Here is an 18,205-nt window from a genome sequence, read left to right as displayed (position 1 = left end):
CCGGAATGCAGCCAAAGCCAACCAGCTTGGAGGTACCTCGGAAATGATGGAAGTCGGAATGGTGACAGAAACATTGGAAGACAAGCAGACACCCGGCGCGGGCGACGCCAATAAGCAGCCCAACCCCGGCCAGAACCCTGACCCGAAGGCGAAGGATGCCAAACCAGCACCCGAGCGGAAGCGGACTCGGGTTCTGAGCGAGGATAAGCGTTTCCGGCTCTTCAGTGGCTCGGCCAACCGGCCTCTGTCTGAAGAGATTGGCCAGCACATCGGAGTGAAAGTAGGCGACGCCAAGCTCCAACGCTTCGCCGACGGCGAAGTCTACTTCCAGTTGCTTGAGAACGTACGCGGCGTCGACGTCTTTGTTGTACAACCCACCTGCTATCCCGTCGACCAGAACCTCATGGAACTGCTGGTCATGATCGATGCCCTCAAGCGCGCATCCGCTGCCCGCATCACCGCTGTCGTTCCCTATTACGGATATGCCCGCCAGGATCGCAAGGACCGTCCCCGCGTCGCCATCAGCGCCAAGCTCATCGCCGATCTACTCACCACCGCCGGAGCTAACCGCGCACTCTTCGTTGACCTGCACGCCGCCCAGATTCAGGGATTCTTCAACATTCCCGTTGACCACATGTTCGCCAGCCCCGTGCTCGTCAGCCACTTCCGCTCGCTCGCACTGCCCAACCTTATCGTGGTTTCGCCGGACGCAGGTGGCGTGGAGCGCGCCCGGCACTTCGCACAGAAAATGGGCGCGCCGCTGGCCATCGTCGACAAGCGCCGCACCGACATCAATGTTGCCGAGGTCATGAACGTGGTCGGCGATGTCGCCGGCAAAAACGCCCTCATCATCGACGACATTATTGATACCGCCGGCACGCTCGTAAAAACGGTAGACGCGCTCTACGCCAACGGCGCCGCAGCCGTTTACGCCTGCGCCAGCCACGCCGTGCTTTCTGGCCCGGCCATCGACAGAATTGCCAACTCACGCCTGGAACAGGTGGTTGTCACCAACACCATTCCCTTGCGCGAAGCAGCCCAGAAGTTGCCCAAGATCAAAGTGCTCTCCATCGCCGGGCTGTTAGGCGCGGCCATTGAGAGCATTCACATGGAGACCAGCGTCAGTACGTTGTTCTCTTAAGAAGTGATCAGTGATCAGTGATCAGTGATCAGAAATGTAAACGAGCTGAGTAGGCTTTAACCGGTTGTCGTCGTCGGGTTCTTAACTGACCACTGACCACTGTTCACTGTCCACTGGCACTCACAAAGGGAGCGGCACTCAAAACGCCCGTGCCCGAATACAGAAAAGAGAATCGAATGCCTGAAGTTGTCGTAGCCAAAGCCCGCGAGGGCAAGTTCAATAAGAATGCCGCCCGCCGTGTGCGCGTCGCGGGAAAGATTCCTGCTGTCCTCTATGGTGCAGGTCATGATGCCGTCGCAGTGGAAGTCGATCCCAAGCAGATCTCGCGGATCCTGTTCTCTGAGACCGGCCAGAACACCATCTTTGATGTCCAGGTCGAAGGTGTTCCCTCGGCCAAGGCCATGATCGTCGACACGCAGCGCGAACCCATCATGGACAAACTGATCCATATCGACATGAAGCGCATCGCGCTCGACAAGGTTCTTCGCGTCAGCGTACGCGTCAAGCTGCTCGGTATTCCAGTCGGCGTGAAAACAGAGGGCGGAATCCTCGACCAGGTTTTGCGCGAAGTCGAAATCGAGTGCTTGCCCGCCGACATCCCGAATCACATCGACGTTGATGTCAGCGAACTCGCGATGCACGGCGTTCTCCGTATCAGCGATCTGCCGCACTCCGACAAGATTGAATACCTGAACAACGAAGATGCCACTGTAGCGCACGTCGTTTCGATCCGCGAAGAAGTTGTCGAAGCTCCTGCCGAGGGCGAAGTGGTTGCAGTTGGCGAAGCCGGTGCAACACCTACCGAACCAGAAGTGGCCAAGAAGGGCAAGACCGAACCTGCTGCGGCAGAAGGTGCAGCCAAGCCACCCGCTGCCGGAGGGAAAAAGTAAGCACCGGTGGAAGACACGAACGAGAGCGGAATTCGGACCGGGCCCTTCCTTGTGGTGGGGCTCGGCAATCCCGGACTCGAGTATTTCTGGACGCCGCATAACGCGGGGTTCATGGCAATTGACCGCATCGCCGAGCTGCAAGGCGTTGTGGTCCAGAACCGGCGATGCCGGGCCGTTACCGCAACCTGCCGTATCGGAGGGCGCGAAACGATCCTGGCCAAGCCGGAGACATTTATGAATCTTAGCGGGCTCGCACTGGCCGCTCTGATTCAGGAGTTCGAGGTGGACCCGGCACGAGACCTGCTCGTGATTTACGACGAGCTGGACCTGGTGCTGGGGACATTCAAGATCAGGGAGCGCGGTTCGCCCGCGGGACACAACGGAGCCCGCAGCGTAACCTCGGCCCTGGGCAGCCAGGAGTGGTTGCGGTTGCGTATCGGCGTAGGACCGGATTTGCCGCCAGAAGCCATCGTGGCCGGCAGCAAAAGACCGGGCAGGGATTACCTCCTTTCGCCGATGCGGAAGGCGGACCTGGCCAAACTCGATGAGGTGCTCGACAAAGTGGCAACGGCCACACGGCGCATCATCCAGGACGGACCGGGCCCCGCAATGAACGAATTTAACCGCAAAGAACAGTGACCAGTGGTCAGTGTTCAGTGGTCAGAGTCAAACAGCTTGTGACTGGCAATTTGCGGAGGGAAGAGATTCAGGAACAGAATCGGCGGCCTTTTCTGATCACTGTTCACTGAAAACTGATCACTGCCGCGCAAGCGGCGGGAGGGAATACAGATGTCTCGTGTATATGAGGTTATGTTTATCGTTCGGCCGGATGTGGCCGAAGAAGACGTCGACAAGCTGATCGCGGGCTTCACCACGAACGTCACCAATGGTGGCGGCGTGGTGAAGAACGTGGACAAGATGGGCCGCCGCAAGCTCGCCTACCTTGTCCGCAAGTTCAACGACGGAAACTACGTCCTGATGACCGTCGAGGCCGGCGGCCCCGTGGTGCTCGAACTCGAACGTCGTCTTCGCGTCTCCGAGCCGGTCATCAAGTTCATCACCGTGCGCATCGACGAGGAAGAGAAGCGCCTGGCGAAAGTGAAGGCATTGCGTGGCACGCGCCGCAAGGTCAGCGCGGAAGCGCCTGCACCTGCTGCACCGGCCGCCCATGCCCCGGTTGCCGCAGCTCCAGTTGCCGAGGCACCGGAGTCCGTCCCGGCCAGCGCTTAGCTTCTCATGGATTTCGCCGCCTTCGTGTCCATATCGGACCCGCTTGCGGCGGTTTGACACTGCCTTTCCGTGCCTGCGTTCAGGCCGCCGAAAAGCCAACAGAATAAAGAGGAAACAAAATGTCTGACGAAACAGTAAAAGCGCCCGAAGTGAGCGCACCAGCACCCCAAAGCGAACGTCCGTCCGGTGGACCCGGTTCCGGCCCTGGTGGCGGTCGTCCCGGAGGCCGTCCGGGCGGTTCCGGCGGACCCGGCGGTCGCGGCAAGTTCTTCCGCCGCAAGAAGGTCTGCAAGTTCTGCACGGAGAAAATCGACGCCATTCCCTATCGGGATGTCCGCCTGTTGCAGGGATTTGTGGCCGAGCGTGGCAAGATTGTGCCCCGTCGCCTCACCGGTGTCTGCACCAAGCACCAGCGTCGCCTGACACGGGCCATCAAGCAGGCACGCAATATCGCCCTGCTGCCCTTTGCAACACGGCACTAACTTGCACACTCTGAGGCGCCTCTCTTACCTATGGCGCTTTAGTTGTAGTGACTGAATAATTTCGCAGGCGACGTTCGCGCAAGAATCGCGATAGAATCTGGCGCGGCGCAACTGAAAGTCAGCCGCCTGTGTCTAACACAACGGACGGACGGCACGATGTCTGGCCGACCGTAAAATCTGGAGATTTTCAAATGGAAGTCATACTGAAAGAAGACGTAGCCAACCTCGGCCACCGCGGCGATGTCGTGAAGGTGGCGGACGGCTACGGCCGCAATTTCCTGCTTCCGCGCAAGCTGGCGCTGCAGGCCACACTGGCCAACAAGGCCGTCATTGAACAGATGAAAGAAGCTGCCGCGCGCCGCTCTGCCACCGAAAAGGTACAGGCGCAGGAACTGGTTGCCAAGCTCGAAACCGTCAGTCTCAGCTTTACCCGCAAGTCTGGCGAGAATGGCCAGCTGTTCGGTTCCGTCACCTCGGCCGATATTGCCAGTGAACTTGCTGCCAAGGGCTTTGAAGTGGATCGCCGCAAGATTCAGCTCAATGAACCGATCAAGAGCCTGGGCGATTTCACCATTTCCATCAAGCTGCACCGCGAGGTCACCGCGCACCTCAGGGTCACCGTAGCGGCCGATGCGTCTCAGGAAGTTCACGAGCCCGTCGCCGCAACCGCTGTCGCTGACTGACAGCATTAGCCCTTCTGACCAGCCGCCTCCCGCCACAAACGGGGGGCGGTAGTGTATCCAGCCACTTCCCATCCCATCACACTCCTGAACAGGATCAAGCACTGTCATTCCGACCGAGCGCAGCGAGCGGAGGAACCTGCAGTTGCTTCTGGCTACGGGCCCAGGTGCCCAAGAACCCCACCGACAGCACCTCACTCTCCCTTCTTCGTCTCCGCCCCTGGCGTCTCAATCCGAGGCAGCATCTCGCCCCGCGTCGCCGCGTTGTAAGCAAACCAAGCCTCGATCATCGCCCCCTGCATCACATCGCCCTTCTGCACGCGGTCATACAAATCCATATTTGAATGATGCGTGCGGGAGCCGTACTCCAGCGGATCCTGCATGAAACCGATTCCATCCAAACCAATCCACGAGAAGCTGGTCGAGTCGGTACCGCCCGGCTCTCTCGTTGGTCCTGAAGTCAACCCCACCACCGTCTCGATACCCAGATCCCTGATAGGCGCAATCCACGACTGGAAGATCGCAGCCATCTGTGAGTTCCCCAGCGCCGACACCGCGCGGAACTTCCCCGACCCTGAGTCGTCATTGAAATACACATCCAGCTTGTCGTACTCCGGGGTCTTCTTCATCGTGTCGCGCGGCGCGAAGTGTTGTTGCACATAGGCAAGCGAACCGTAGAGCCCTTCTTCTTCGCCACCCCACAGCGCCACACGAACCGTCCGCGCCATCGGCTTGTGCATCGTGGCCAGAATCCGCACCGCCTCCATCGCCACGGCGGAGCCCGTGCCGTTGTCGGTCGCGCCCGTGCCGCCCTGCCAGCTGTCGAAATGGCCGCCCACCATCACGACCTCATCAGCGTTCGTCGTGCCCGGAATCTCCCCCACCACGTTGAAGCCCATCAGGTCATCCTTCTGGTATTCGGTCTCAATGTCGAAAGTAAGCTTCGGCGTGATGCCGTGCTCGAGCAGCCGGCAGATGCGGTTGTACTGCTCCGGCGTGATGGCTGCCATTGGAGGCCCCACCGGATCCTTGGGATCCTGCGATCCCCCGTACGACGCGAAGATCGTGCCACCGTCCCCGTTGTAGCCCGGCGTCAGCGCCACGGCCACACCCTCTTCCTTCAAAAAGGCATTCACCTGGTTGCGCAGAATCCGTCCGCTCGGCGCAGCCGTCGAAAGCGTCGAAGGCGTATACTCGCCCGGCCGCGGTGCTGCTCCAGCCCGCATCGGGAAAAAGAAACCCATGTGTGATGGGTCCGGTGTCTTCGTGCGCTCTTCCACTTCCGCATCGGTCAGCCGCTTCGCGTCCGCCTCGGTGTGCAACGTGAGTTCGCGCGGGTCGAAGATCAGCACGATCTTGCCCTTCAGCTTGCCTTTGTATTTGGCAAAGTCTGCTTCCGAGTGTAGCGGCGCCAGCACAGCCTCCGCCGTCACCGGTCCGTTGGTTCCAGGAGTCCACGCCAGAGGAAACCCGATCAGCGACGCGTACGCCGGCGATTCCAGCGCGCCATAGTATTTCTTGATCTGCCAGCCGTCGCCGAATGGTCCCCATTTCTCCAGGTGCACATTCTGCAATCCCCAATCCTTCAGCCGCTGCATGGCCCACTCTGCCGCCGCTCGATGATTACGGCTATTGTTGACGCGGGGTCCGTAAACCTCGGAGATGTAGAAGAGGTTCTCCATCACCTGGGAATGCTGAAAGGCCTCATTCTTGATCAGCGTCAAAGCGCTCAGATCGACCCTGTCGCCATCCTGTTCCTGCCCCGTTGCAACCGAAGTGAAAAGCAAGGTCATAGTGCACGCGGCGGCAGCGGCCGCCCTCAAATGAAGCAGGTTCACGATGTTTCTCCTTTTAGAAAAATGATGTTGGTTGGCGAACGCCCGGAAAGAGGAAAGGATCGGTCCTCTCATCCGTGGGAAGGCAGTTCGTCAGAATCTCTCAATTTCGAGACGTGACAAAGCTATTGAATTTGAGCTCACAATGCAACACAAACTCATTGCTAGTACCTGTGCAATTCCCTCACTTCAAACGGAGTTGTCTTGTGAGTTTTTGCGGCCTTGGTCGTATTCACCCGGAGAATTCTTGGCTACCAGAGGGTGACCGAGCCAAGTTGGACGGGCAGACCTGGCAGTCACGGGCCAGTGATTGCTTTGATCGCCATCAGGGTCACAAAACGTCGTCTTGCCCGGCCCTCGTTACGAGCGCGTCTAAAGCTATGGTTCCATTTGGTTCCCGGGCGCGGAATGAGAGTATTATCAGGCTCATTCAGCGGCCAACTCAAAAACCTGGGACGGCCGTGCGGCTCCGCCGGAATTCCATCAAGGAGCAGGGAAGTGTAAGCATCATGGGCGAAGCGGGGCCAACCAGAGTACGCGCAACAGGTTCGGTAGGAACCACTCTCCTGCGGACCCTTCTCTTTGCGTTTGCGATGGCCGCTACATTTACCTCCGCAGCTTGCGCCGCGGAGTCCGGCCCTGGCGTCATCACCTCTCTCCATGCCATCAACACACTGACCAAAGCTCAGGCCCGAGGCGCCTTGCCCGTTGCCTTCGAGGCCACGGTTACCTACTACAACAAAAGCGACGTCGACCTCTTTGTGCAGGATGGCGAAGAGGCAATCTATGTCGAGACTAAGGCGTATCAAGACTTAAATCCCGGCGATCGGGTGCTGATTCAAGGAAAGACGCGGGATAGTTTTACCCCGGATGTTGTCAGTGACAGCATCTCTGTTCTTCGACACGGTGCTCTTCCCAAGCCAGTGCCAGCCGACTTTCAACAGCTGATCCGTGCGCAGCGCGATTGCATGCTCGTCTCCATCCGGGCCACCATTCGCAGTGCTGACATCGTTAATTTCGGAACCACGCACGGAATCTACATGAAGCTGCTGATGGATGGCGGCCCGATTGATGCGACCGTTGTGGGAACCGATGTGACCAGGGTTAACGGAGTACTGGACTCCGAGGTTGAAGTCACTGGAGTGGTATCAGGGAAATTCGACAGCAAGATGCAACTGATCGGAATTCTCCTCGAGGTTCCTTCGATTGCAGACGTGAGAATTTTGAAGGCTGCCGAAAGAACCCCGGATTCTCTCCCCATCACACCGATGGACAAGGTGCTATCAAGTTCCTACGTCCGCGACGTGTCGCAGCGCGTTCGAGTGAAAGGAACGCTCACCTACTATCAGCCAGGTTCTGGCGTCGTTTTGCAGAATGGCGCCGAAAGCCTGTGGGTATCGACGCGGTCCAGTATTCCGTTACGGATCGGAGATTTGGTGGTCGCGACCGGATTTCCAGACGCCCATGAGGGATTCCTCGCACTCACGGATGGCGAAATCCAGGACACGAATATCTTCGAGCCGATCCGGCCGCAACCCTCAACTTGGCGTCAACTGGCTACGTGGAACAGCGGTGACCCTGATGGCCGTCAAAGTGACCTGGTGTCGTTCGAAGGCCAGCTTGTGACCGCGGTCAGAGAAGGCTCGCAGGATGAATTCGTCCTCACGTCAGAAGGCAAGCTCTTTACCGCGGTTTATCGCCATCCTCCGATCGACAGGCCTCTCCGTCCAATGTTGCAGATTCCGGTAGGAACCAGAATCCGCGCCACCGGCATCTGCATGGTCGTTCAAGCAAATTCGATCGATCCCACCAAGCAGGAAGTGCCATTCAACATCCTGCTTCGCTCCTTCGACGATATTTCTGTCATTGCCGGTCCTTCACCCCTGAGCGTTCGCAATCTCGTCTTTCTTGTGGGAATACTGCTCGCGCTGCTGTTTGCAGCCGGCACACGGGGTTGGTTTATTGAACGGAAAGTGCGCCGGGAAAACGCCTCGATGGCCTACATCGAGCGTCGCAGAAGCCGCATTCTTGAAGACATCAACGGCTCTCGCCCTCTGGCCGAGATCATTGAGCAAATTACGGAGCTGGTTTCATTCAGACTGCGCGGCGCGCCCTGCTGGTGCCAAATCGTCGACGGCGCGCAACTTGGAAATTGTCCCCCAGACCTCGGTGCATTCCGAGTCGTTCACGAGGTGATCCATGCCCGCACCGGATCGCCGCTCGGAGAGATTTATGCCGCCTTCGATCCACTCACCAATCAAAAGACCGTCGAATCTGAAACGCTTTTTTCGGCGGCCGCGCTGACTAGCCTGGCTATTGAAACCCGGCGACTCTACTCCGACTTGGTTCGCCGCTCAGAGTTCGACCTGCTCACCGACATCAACAATCGATTCTCGTTGGAGAGTTACCTTGAAAAGCAAATCGAAGAGGCACGTCAGAATGCGACGATCTTCGGTTTGGTCTATATCGATCTCAACGACTTTAAACAGGTGAACGATATTTACGGGCACCAGGTCGGAGATCTCTACCTGCAGGAGGTTGCCAGCCGCATGAAGCGCCAGCTCCGTGGCGCCGACATGCTGGCTCGACTCGGTGGCGACGAATTTGCCGTCCTCCTGCCGCAAGTCCGCAACCGCGCCGCGGTGGAAGAGATCGCGCATCGGCTCGAGCGCTCTCTCGACGAGCCATTTGCCGCCGAAGGATACATTGTCCACGGTTCAGCCAGTATCGGTTTTGCTCTCTACCCAGAAGACGGTTCGACCAAGGATAGCCTCCTGAGCGCTGCCGACGCCGCCATGTACGTGAACAAGCACATCCGTCAAGAAAACAAAGAGGCTCAAGCAGACCGCCAACGCCCCTGACGCCATCCCAGCGCAAGCGGTCGTTAGCAGAGCCACGGTTCCGGTTGGATCGCCGCCTGCATCTCCAAGGCTATTTGAAGATATCCTTGTCCGTCATCCCGCCGCTCAGCTTGATCAGCTTTTTCAGAGCCTTCGTGAACTTCGCCTGAAATCCCGATCCATCCGGAATCATCGCCCACGAAAACAAAATCCGCGCCCGCGTCGACGGAATCGACGGATCGACGTTGTTCTCCGTGTCATAGCAGGTGCGGGCCTTCTTGCCCGCCATCGCATCCACTGTGAGCCGCGCCAGCGGAGGCCGCGTCTGCATCGAGTCGCTCGCGTCGTACACGTCCCACACGATCGTGTTTGCATCCAGTGCGCTCAGATATATGTCGCAGTGTCCGTCGGGCTGTTTGATCGTTAAGATTGTCGCTGTGGGATCGATCGAAATTTCGAGATTGTCGTTCGCACCGTCTTCGGCACTGTACGCCAGCAGCACCCCGTGCACGTACGCGAAGAGTTCAGCCGAAGTTGGTTCGTGCGGCGGAGCCACCTTCTTCTTGTGCGTATCAGTCTGGCCGGTGCAAGGGTACACGGCGACTGCCAGCGCGGCGGCGCAAACCCACGTCGCCAGCAAAAAACCGGCCCTTCTCTCGACTTGAATCATGAGGCTTCCAGCCCATCATAGGGTAAGGATGACCAAAAACGAACTGCCCTCCTGCCTCCGGGACTCCCATACGTAACGAGGCTCGGATATCCATCCGTGAGGTTTCCATCCTTGGGAGTGTCCTTCTGAGTGAACGGCCCCCAAACGCGGTCAGTTTCGGGGTATGGAAAGGCTATGAAACGGGTGCATAAATTCTCCACTGAGATTTCGGGTCTAAGTCAAATCAACCGAGTACCTTGCAGCCACAAACCCCGTAAACCACCGAAGAGGAGACTTTCTTTACAGAGTATGGGATACACCCAATCCGCGGCATGTCACACTTTGAACTCGAGAGCTCAGCGGATCAGCGGAAACGGAAGCTGAAACCCAGAATCGTCCAGTTCGAACGCTTCGAGCCATTCGCGAATGTTCGCGCGGAGCGAATCCACCGCAACTCCTTCATACTCCACCGGAAAGCCGTCTAGCCGCCGCAACGCCCCACGCAACAGCGATGCCGTCCCCGCTCGATTGCCACGCTTTAGATGATGGAAGGCCGCCGTGACCTGGATCAGGGCCTGCAGGAACGTCTTCTCCGGCTCGTTGCACCGCAGCCAAACGCCTTCCCAATGCTCGTGTGCGTCGAAGAAATCCTGCTTTTGATAGCAGAGCAGTCCTGCAGCGAGCGGCCCAGTTGTCCAATCAAATAGCATCCTGAATTCATTATCCCTGTGTCCGGCTCCGAGCAGAGCGAACGATGGGGCGGAAAGAAGATATTGGCGGATCGCAAAGGCCAGATAACTCTTCGGCCGATTTTTGCGTCTCTTCTTTGTAGCCGGAGAAGTCGCAGGATTTGCGGCGATCCAGAATTGGCTGCGTAAAGAGTTTTTAACATTGGACTTTAGCCGAATAGAAGAAAGCAAATGACATCGCTCGTAGTGCTTGCTTAACTGCAGGCATCTGCAGGATTTGTTGCCCGAAAGACAAGTAGCAATGCGCCCGAATGAGCGTGCAAGCGCCCGTCCACCGCATTTGTGTCTGCAAGGCCGACAAGGAGGGGCGATCAGCGGCTGCAACTGAAAAGAGCTGGCGGTCGCTGTGCCCTTCAACAGGGTTGTATTCGTTGCTGGCAGCCGATTGAATGTTTCGGGCTTCCAGCTAAACAGGAACTCGCTGCGGTTTGGCTGTGGAAAAGCACCGCACCAAGTGAGGATGGCGAAGCTTTGCGCAAAAACAGCGGAACTGCCTCGCAGACACTCTCTCTGGACCTTGCAAGGCACTGGTTCGCGGTATACACGACATGTCGGCACGAGAAGCGCGTTGCTCGAAACCTGCAGCAAAGGCAGATCGAGCACTTTCTGCCGACCTACCGAACGCAACACACTTGGAAAGACGGAACCAGGGCTATGCTCGATCTTCCGCTGTTTCCCGGGTATGTATTTGTTCGCATCGATTTGCACGACCGGGTTGGAGTGCTTGAGGTGCCGGGTGTGGTTTCGATGATCGGAACGGCGAAACAGCCGGCACCACTGCCGGAACTGGAAGTGGAAGCGCTGCGAACTGGCCTCGACCCGACGAAGGCAGAACCGCACCCACTCCTCACGGTAGGACAGCGAGTGCGCATCACGCGAGGCGCGCTTGCGGGAGTGGAGGGAATCGTTCTTCGCAAGAAGAGCGGGCTTCAGGTTGTACTGACCCTCAGCCTGCTCATGCAAAGTATCGCAATTGAAGTGAGTGGCGATGATGTGGAGTTAGCCGGTACGTAATCCGCCGGCGCACACGGATACATATAAACACATAAAAAAACGTATCGAAGACTCTTGTACGAATTGAAATGCCTTGATCCCTACCCTGATCGTTCTCCGGTACCTTGTACGGATCGTGTTCAACCGCACTCAGAGGGCATCGGAGGAAAACTATATCGCACGCCCATGCGCACACCGCTGCGAGCTCATTTCTTTAGAGAACTCGCGAGGGCATGGAAAAACAAAAAGCGAGGGTATCGCGAATGCAAGGAAAAAGTACTGCCTTAAATATTTATGAAGCCGATGCACCGGGAATCAGCGCGATTACGGCCGTCGGCATGTTGCATGAAACAAATTCGGCGTCGGTTTCAAGGCGCCCCACACCTTATCTTTCAGCCGCAGTGCGACGGGCTTTCTCGTGGCGCTACGCAGTATTGAAACGAACCATCGATATTCTGCTCTCGAGCATTCTCATTGTCCTGTTCTTTCCGGTGATGCTTGCGGTGGCGCTGGCAGTGGCATTGACATCGCCCGGGCCGATTTTCTTCTCCCAGGAAAGGCTGGGACGATTCGGCGCGCCTTTCCGCATCATCAAGTTCCGTTCCATGTTCGCGCGGAAGCACAAGGACAACGTATTCGAGATCAACGGTCATCGCAGAATTGAAGCGGATCGCAGAAATGAAGCAGCATATCCGCTGAACAAGGATGTACCAGATCCTCGCATCACTCCTGTGGGCCGGATTATCCGCAAGCTGAGCCTCGATGAGTTGCCGCAGTTATTCAACGTGCTGCTCGGGGATATGTCACTCGTGGGACCGCGGCCGATCGTCGAGGCTGAGGTTTCGCTCTACGGTCAACAGTTCGCCTATTACGATCTGTTCCGCCCGGGCATCACGGGGCTGTGGCAGGTTTCGGGGCGCAGCGACGTCGGCTTTGAACGGCGCGTCCTCTTCGATCGCGACTACGCGAGCAAGTGGAGCTGCTTGCTCGACTTCAAAATTCTTACCCAGACCATTCCCGCCGTCGTCACGATGCGCGGAGCGTATTGAGCTGGAACTAAACCGGGACTGGGCGGATCGCTCGTGCTAAGTCAAGCGACGCTCAGCTCCGGAAATTCACGACCGGAAGACAACAGAATGAGAACGTGCGTAAGTGGGTGCTTGCGGATATTGATCGTTTTTTCAGTTGCCCTATCCTTGACCGCAGCAACAGCGCAGACCGAGCCCCCCGTTGTGAATCCGGGCAGCCCTCAGCAGGGTTCGACGAGTTCGAACTGTGCCAATGGAGACTTGTCGGCCTGCGGGTCGACGTCGTCGTCTGGCGAATCGACCCCCACCGGCGATGGAGGCCTCGGATCATCCTGGCCGTTTCCCAATATGAGCCCCGGCGCGCCCAATGCGCCGATGTCGGTCTATCGCGATAACGCGGACGGATTCGACCACACCGCGGGCCTTCGGCAGCGCCCTGCTGGACCCGTCCAGACACAACCGTTGACTGAATTTCAGATGTTGGTCGCCGGATCAATCGGCCGTATTGTGCCCGTGTACGGGACCGAGCTGTTCGCGAACGTGCCAGACACCTTCGCCCCGGTACAGCGGCTTCCTGTCTCGCCTGATTATGTCATCGGTCCGGGAGACGAACTCCTGATTCGTACCTGGGGACAGGTGACGCAGAATCTGCATCTGACTGTCGACCGCTCAGGTTCCGTCTACATTCCGCAGGTGGGTGAGTTTCGTGTAGCCGGCCTGCAGTTTCGCCAGTTGCAGGGTTTCTTGAAAGCGCGGCTCGACCGCGTTTATCGCAATTATGACCTGAATGTGAACCTTGGGCAGCTGCGCTCGATTCAGGTGTTTGTTACAGGGCAGGCGCGTCGGCCGGGAAGCTACACCGTCAGCTCTCTCAGCACGCTTGTGAACGCAGTGTTTGCATGCGGAGGACCTGGGCCTCAAGGATCGCTTCGCCACATCCTGCTGAAGCGCGATGGCGCGTCCTTCGCAGATTTCGATCTCTACGATCTCCTCTTGAAAGGGGACAAATCGAAAGATGTGAGCCTGGAAACGGGCGACGTCCTTTACTTTCCTTCCGTGGGGCCGCAGGTCGCGGTCGTTGGTAGCGTCAATGTGCCGGCGATCTATGAACTGCGCGGGCCTGAAAGCATCGCCGAGGCACTTGCCCTCGCGGGAGGTGTTTCAGCGGCAGCAGAGACGTCGATGCTGGAAGTCGAGCGCACGCAGAAGCAGTCAGAAGAAGCCAGTGCGCGCATTGCCGTCGACGTCGCAATGAATGCAACCTCGCTGGCTGCTCCGCTGCGGAATGCTGACATTCTTCGCGTCCGCGCGGCAGCACCGCGCTTCGCCAAGACAGTAACGCTGCGCGGGAACGTGGCTACGCCGGGGCGGTTTGCGTGGCGCGAAGGAATGCGCGTCCGCGATCTCATCCCGAATAAAGAGTCTTTGCTGACGCCGGACTATTGGCTGCGTCGCGAGCATCTCGGACTGCCGGTTGCGGACTTTCAACCCCTGCTCCCGCCAGTAAAGACGGAGACGCCGACGACCCAACCCGGTCAGTCCATCACTCGGCCCGTCACTCCTGCCGATGCACAGACCATCAACAGCGGTTTGTTTCCCGGTTTGACAGCAGGTGTGCCCAACGATACCTCCGCGGCGCAAGGCAGTACGGCGCAGTTCCAGTCTCTGGCCGCGTCAAGCGAAGACGGGACCGCGGCAAAGGGCGGACAGCCCGGTAACGTGACGCAGGTTTCAGGGCAAGCACATGAAACCCTCGGTTCAGGCCCGCACCTCGTGACAGCGCCGCATTTTCCAATTGAGACGCAGGTGGTGAGAACCTCACCGGATATCGATTGGAGCTATGCGGTGGTCGAGCGCGTTGACCCAAAGACGCTGACCACGCATCTGCATCCCTTTGACCTGGGTGCAGCTGTTCTGCAGCACGATGACGGCGCCAACATCCAACTTGAACCGGGCGACGTAATTACGATTTTCTCCGACGCGGACATCCGCGTGCCGCGCGCACAACAGACGAAGTACATTCGCCTGGAAGGCGAATTCGTGCACTCTGGCGTATACAGCGCCATGCCCGGCGAAACGCTGCGTCAGCTAGCTTTTCGGGCAGGTGGGCTCACGCCACAAGCTTATCTCTATGGTTCGCAGTTCAGCCGCGAGAGTACGAGGCGCGAGCAGCAACAGCGGCTCGATGAATACGTCTCCGCGCTGTCGTATCAGATCGAAATTTCTGGCTCGAACAAAGCTTCGTCGGTCGTCAGTCCGCAGGAGGCAGCTACTGTTGGCGCTTCGGTGGCCAGCCAGCGCGAGCTGGTGAATCGCTTGCGGGAGATTCGCGCCACCGGGCGCATCGTCCTTCACATTGATCCGTTCAAGTCGGACATCGATTCGCTTCCCGATCTTCCCTTGGAAGATGGGGATCGTTTTGTCGTACCTCCGGTTCCTTCGACTGTGGGAATTGTCGGCGCAGTTTACGATCCGAACTCGTTTGTGTATCAGGAGCACAAGCACGCAGGTGATTATCTGCGCAACGCCGGCGGTCCGAACCGAAATGCCGATCGGCGTCAGATCTTCATCATCCGCGCCGACGGCTCGGTGGTGAGCAAGCAGTATCTCGATCGCACACTTTGGGCGGACGACAAGTTCGACCGCCAAGTTATCTATCCGGGCGATACGATCATCGTTCCAGAACAGCTAAACAAAACTACACTTCTGCGCGGCCTGACCGATTGGTCAGCCGTCTTTTCACAGTTCGCCCTTGGAGCAGCGGCGATCAACGTGATTCGTTAGGCGCGGATCCAATTGCGTCTGATCATGCGGTCCGGTGCGCGTCAAATGAAATCAGGTGTTGCGAGAGCACCAATTGGAGTACAGGAGACATGGTGAATATGCGAAACGACGGCACGGCAGAATCGCCGGTTGAAGATGTTCTCTTCCCGTCGATTCATCCAGGTGAGCCGGAAGACCTCACATTCCTGGATGTTCTGCTCATTATCACGCAGCGCAAGAAGCTGGTCGGAATCGTGACCGCAATATGCGCGGCGGTGGCGCTGCTCCTGGCATTCGCGCTGCCACAGGAATACACCGCAACGGTGATAATTCTTCCTCCGCAAGGGAATTCGTCGATGAGTTCCATGCTGGCCAGCCAGTTGGAGGGCATGGGTGGCGCGGTGAGCGGAATGGCCGGCAGTATGCTCGGCATGAAAAACGTTAACGACATGTACGTCTCGATGTTGAAGAGCCGCTCGGTCGAAGATGCGGTGATCCAGCACTACGGGCTGCAGTCGGAGTATCGGAAGACCTACCTGGCCGACACGAGAAGAGCGCTTGAGAAGCATACCAAGATCGACGGCTCGACAAAGGATGGCTTGATCCGGCTCAACTTCTGGGACCGCGATCCAAATCGTGCCGCGGAAATTGCAAACGGATATATAAACCAGTTCAGAGACTTGTCGCAGCATCTCGCCATTACCGAGGCATCGCAGCGCCGGGTTATTTTCCAGGCTCAGCTCGATAAAACAAAAACCGATCTCGAGAATGCCGATGAGGCCTTGAAGCGGACACAGCTCTCCACCGGTATGGTGCAGGTGGATGGTCAGGCCCGAGCGATGATCGATTCTGCAGCTCGCTTACGCGCCCAGATTGTCGCCAAGGAAGTGCAGATCCAGGCAATGCGGTCCTACGCCGGCGATGAAAACCCCGCCTTGACTCAGGCACAGACAGAGCTCGATGGTCTACGCGGGCAATTCGACAAACTGGTCGGATCGAAAGGCGGCTCCGCAGACGACGTATTCGTTCCCAAGGGTGCGGTTCCTGAGGCTGGGCTGGAGTATGTCCGCCGGTTGCGCGATGTGAAATACTACGAAGCAATCTTCGAAGTACTGGCGCGCCAACTCGAACTTGCCAAGCTTGACGAAGCGAGAGAGGGAGCATTCATCCAGGTTGTGGACCCTGCGGTACCGCCTGAAGAAAAGTCGTTTCCGAGGCGCGGTCTTTTCGCAATTGCCGGCGTTGCCGTTGGCTTTACTTTCGGAATCATGCTGGCTCTGCTACGGGGAGGCCTGCTGAGGATGCAGCAAAATCCCGTCACCAAAGACAAGCTCGACCTTCTGAAACGATCTCTCTGGAACGGACGCACGGTCAGGCCGAAGCAAGCCAAGGAGGAAGTGACCACGCTGCAGCATGCACGGCCTGAGGCAACGAGTTGACGCAGTTTGCCCTCCCGCAGCTACGCTTCACTCCGCACATCCACCACCGAAATCCGATCCGGTACTTATGCTGACCGAAACAAAGACATCGCCGCGGCCCACACGAAGTGTCTGGCTGGTGGTGCGCGATTTTCTGCGTTACAAGGTGCCTCACGCCATCGGCCTCGACAGGGCTATAGCATTCACGGTACTTGGGCGCGTGGTGCAGGGCTTGGGAAGCGTGGGGAGCGTACTGCTAATTGTGCACTTTCTCTCCGCTTCTCAGCAGGGCTACTACTATGCCCTGTGGAGCCTGGTAGCGCTGCAAAGCGTATTCGAACTGGGATTTTCATTCGTGATTCTGCAGGTGGCTGCGCATGAAAGGGCGGTCCTGGAGTTTCACGCCGATGGCAGCATTAGCGGGAATGAAGCTGCTCACTTCCGCCTTGCGTCTCTCTTACAGCGCGCGGTGCGCTGGTACACGAGCGCGGCAGCGATTATGGGAATTCTGTTGCTGGTCGGCGGAATGCGCTTCTTTGCTCTCCACCAGGAGCCGCAGGCGCCCGAGGTTTGGATTGTTCCGCTGCGGATTACCGTGCTTGCTTGCGCCATCACCTTCTCCATTGGCCCGGTGCTCTCGTTTCTCGAAGGATGCGGGCAGGTCGCACAGGTTGCGCGGATGCGTTTCTTTCAGTCGACCGTGAGTGTGGCCGCTGCGTGGACCGCGATGCTGAGCCACCACGGGCTATTTGCGCCCGCGATGGTTCTTCTGGGACAGGGCGCCGTGGCAAGCGTTCTGCTGTATTCGCGTCGCAGGCTGCTTATCCCGTTGCTGCGGATGCATGTGGCCCACCGTGGAATCAACTGGCGGCGCGAGGTATGGCCCTTCCAGTGGAAGATTGCGGTGAGCTGGCTCTGCGACTACTTTATCTTTCAGTTGTTCACGCCTGTACTGTTTGCGTTTCGCGGTCCGGTGGAGGCGGGCAAGATGGGCCTCTCCATGAACATCGTGATGCAGATGAGCGCGATGATGCTGGCATGGATGACCACAAAAGCTGCACCATTCGGCAGCCTGATCGCGAAAAAGGAAACGCCCGAGCTGGACCGCATGTTTTTTCGGTCGTTGTGGCAGTCGATTTCACTCTTTGTAGGTGGTGCTGTCCTGGTGCTGGTCGGTGTACTGGCGGCACCCTACATTATGCCGAAGATTAGTCGCCGCATTGAGGACTGGCCAATCTTTCTCCTGCTTCTGCTGACAGCATTAAGTAGCCACGTGGTGCAGAGCGAGGCGATTTACCTTCGCGCGCACAAATGCGAGCCATTCCTGGTGCAGTCCATTGTGATTGCTCTCTGCACTGCTGGAAGTGTTGTTGTATTCGCGAAGACTTCGGGAGCGTGGGGCGTTTCGCTCGCCTATTTCGTGGTGCTTGGCTTGGCAGGAGTCATTTCAGCAACGGCGATCTTCAAGACAAAACGACGCCAATGGGCGCACCTGGAGATCTGACTC

The 18,205-nt window shown here is 58.0% G+C and carries 15 protein-coding genes; 12 read left to right on the top strand and 3 right to left on the bottom strand.

Going from position 1 to position 18,205, the window contains the following annotated elements:
- Positions 1–43: 43 nt before the first annotated feature.
- From VK574_RS19475 to rplI, 6 genes are all read left to right on the top strand, one after another.
- Complete coding sequence (locus tag VK574_RS19475; RefSeq protein WP_472801542.1) at positions 44–1,141, top strand: ribose-phosphate diphosphokinase; 1,098 nt, start codon at positions 44–46, stop codon at positions 1,139–1,141.
- Between the two features lie 176 nt (positions 1,142–1,317).
- The gene (locus VK574_RS19470; RefSeq protein ID WP_472801541.1) at positions 1,318–2,031 is read left to right on the top strand and encodes a 50S ribosomal protein L25; all 714 of its coding nucleotides are present in this window, start codon (positions 1,318–1,320) and stop codon (positions 2,029–2,031) included.
- 6 nt (positions 2,032–2,037) lie between these two features.
- The gene (pth, locus tag VK574_RS19465) at positions 2,038–2,670 is read left to right on the top strand and encodes an aminoacyl-tRNA hydrolase (protein WP_472801540.1); all 633 of its coding nucleotides are present in this window, start codon (positions 2,038–2,040) and stop codon (positions 2,668–2,670) included.
- A 150-nt stretch (positions 2,671–2,820) separates the two neighbouring features.
- On the top strand, positions 2,821–3,261 hold the full coding sequence (rpsF, locus tag VK574_RS19460) for a 30S ribosomal protein S6 (RefSeq protein ID WP_472801539.1): 441 nt from the start codon (positions 2,821–2,823) through the stop codon (positions 3,259–3,261).
- A 119-nt stretch (positions 3,262–3,380) separates the two neighbouring features.
- A complete protein-coding gene (rpsR, locus tag VK574_RS19455) occupies positions 3,381–3,743 on the top strand; it encodes a 30S ribosomal protein S18 (protein ID WP_472801538.1) in 363 nt (120 codons plus the stop codon).
- 191 nt (positions 3,744–3,934) lie between these two features.
- Positions 3,935–4,426: a 50S ribosomal protein L9 gene (rplI, locus tag VK574_RS19450; RefSeq protein WP_472801537.1), complete on the top strand. Its 492-nt coding sequence runs from the start codon at positions 3,935–3,937 to the stop codon at positions 4,424–4,426.
- A gap of 191 nt (positions 4,427–4,617) precedes the next feature.
- Here the strand turns inward: rplI and VK574_RS19445 are convergent, their stop codons facing one another.
- Complete coding sequence (locus tag VK574_RS19445) at positions 4,618–6,216, bottom strand: M28 family peptidase (RefSeq protein WP_472801820.1); 1,599 nt, start codon at positions 6,214–6,216, stop codon at positions 4,618–4,620.
- A 551-nt stretch (positions 6,217–6,767) separates the two neighbouring features.
- Between VK574_RS19445 and VK574_RS19440 the strand changes: the two genes are divergently transcribed.
- Positions 6,768–9,119, top strand: coding sequence for a diguanylate cyclase domain-containing protein (locus VK574_RS19440; RefSeq protein ID WP_472801536.1), 2,352 nt, complete (start codon positions 6,768–6,770; stop codon positions 9,117–9,119).
- A gap of 70 nt (positions 9,120–9,189) precedes the next feature.
- Here VK574_RS19440 and VK574_RS19435 read toward each other — a convergent pair whose 3' ends face one another.
- Positions 9,190–9,768, bottom strand: a complete 579-nt coding sequence (locus VK574_RS19435) for a hypothetical protein (RefSeq protein WP_472801535.1) — start codon at positions 9,766–9,768, stop codon at positions 9,190–9,192.
- 335 nt (positions 9,769–10,103) lie between these two features.
- Positions 10,104–10,457 (bottom strand): DUF309 domain-containing protein, encoded by a 354-nt coding sequence (locus VK574_RS19430; RefSeq protein ID WP_472801534.1) that lies wholly within the window; start codon positions 10,455–10,457, stop codon positions 10,104–10,106.
- A 321-nt stretch (positions 10,458–10,778) separates the two neighbouring features.
- On the opposite strand from VK574_RS19430, the gene nusG reads away from it, so the two are divergent.
- The 5 genes from nusG to VK574_RS19405 all read left to right on the top strand — a co-directional run bounded on the left by nusG (position 10,779) and on the right by VK574_RS19405 (position 18,202).
- Positions 10,779–11,510 (top strand): transcription termination/antitermination protein NusG, encoded by a 732-nt coding sequence (nusG, locus tag VK574_RS19425; RefSeq protein WP_472801533.1) that lies wholly within the window; start codon positions 10,779–10,781, stop codon positions 11,508–11,510.
- A gap of 242 nt (positions 11,511–11,752) precedes the next feature.
- The gene (locus VK574_RS19420) at positions 11,753–12,538 is read left to right on the top strand and encodes a sugar transferase (RefSeq protein WP_472801532.1); all 786 of its coding nucleotides are present in this window, start codon (positions 11,753–11,755) and stop codon (positions 12,536–12,538) included.
- 147 nt (positions 12,539–12,685) lie between these two features.
- Positions 12,686–15,301 carry an SLBB domain-containing protein gene (locus VK574_RS19415; protein ID WP_472801531.1) on the top strand — a complete coding sequence of 872 codons (2,616 nt, stop codon included), beginning with the start codon at positions 12,686–12,688 and terminating at the stop codon, positions 15,299–15,301.
- A gap of 89 nt (positions 15,302–15,390) precedes the next feature.
- Positions 15,391–16,719, top strand: a complete 1,329-nt coding sequence (locus VK574_RS19410) for a GumC family protein (protein ID WP_472801530.1) — start codon at positions 15,391–15,393, stop codon at positions 16,717–16,719.
- A gap of 67 nt (positions 16,720–16,786) precedes the next feature.
- A complete protein-coding gene (locus tag VK574_RS19405; RefSeq protein WP_472801529.1) occupies positions 16,787–18,202 on the top strand; it encodes a hypothetical protein in 1,416 nt (471 codons plus the stop codon).
- The last annotated feature ends 3 nt before the right edge of the window (positions 18,203–18,205 follow it).

Origin of the sequence: Occallatibacter sp., assembly GCF_035317045.1 — a bacterium.
In the GTDB taxonomy this organism is placed as follows: domain Bacteria; phylum Acidobacteriota; class Terriglobia; order Terriglobales; family Acidobacteriaceae; genus Telmatobacter.
Note: the sequence above shows the minus strand (reverse complement) of the source record. Positions and strands in the feature narration are given on the sequence as shown.

Bases quoted from the DNA above. Each gene is read 5' to 3' on its own strand.
- VK574_RS19435 (WP_472801535.1), bottom strand. From the start codon at position 9,768: ATGATTCAAGTCGAGAGAAGGGCCGGTTTTTTGCTGGCGACGTGGGTT.
- VK574_RS19440 (WP_472801536.1), top strand. From the start codon at position 6,768: ATGGGCGAAGCGGGGCCAACCAGAGTACGCGCAACAGGTTCGGTAGGA.
- VK574_RS19420 (WP_472801532.1), top strand. From the start codon at position 11,753: ATGCAAGGAAAAAGTACTGCCTTAAATATTTATGAAGCCGATGCACCG.
- VK574_RS19410 (WP_472801530.1), top strand. From the start codon at position 15,391: ATGGTGAATATGCGAAACGACGGCACGGCAGAATCGCCGGTTGAAGAT.
- VK574_RS19470 (WP_472801541.1), top strand. From the start codon at position 1,318: ATGCCTGAAGTTGTCGTAGCCAAAGCCCGCGAGGGCAAGTTCAATAAG.
- rpsR (WP_472801538.1), top strand. From the start codon at position 3,381: ATGTCTGACGAAACAGTAAAAGCGCCCGAAGTGAGCGCACCAGCACCC.
- VK574_RS19405 (WP_472801529.1), top strand. From the start codon at position 16,787: ATGCTGACCGAAACAAAGACATCGCCGCGGCCCACACGAAGTGTCTGG.
- rpsF (WP_472801539.1), top strand. From the start codon at position 2,821: ATGTCTCGTGTATATGAGGTTATGTTTATCGTTCGGCCGGATGTGGCC.
- VK574_RS19475 (WP_472801542.1), top strand. From the start codon at position 44: ATGATGGAAGTCGGAATGGTGACAGAAACATTGGAAGACAAGCAGACA.
- VK574_RS19445 (WP_472801820.1), bottom strand. From the start codon at position 6,216: ATGACCTTGCTTTTCACTTCGGTTGCAACGGGGCAGGAACAGGATGGC.
- rplI (WP_472801537.1), top strand. From the start codon at position 3,935: ATGGAAGTCATACTGAAAGAAGACGTAGCCAACCTCGGCCACCGCGGC.
- VK574_RS19430 (WP_472801534.1), bottom strand. From the start codon at position 10,457: ATGCTATTTGATTGGACAACTGGGCCGCTCGCTGCAGGACTGCTCTGC.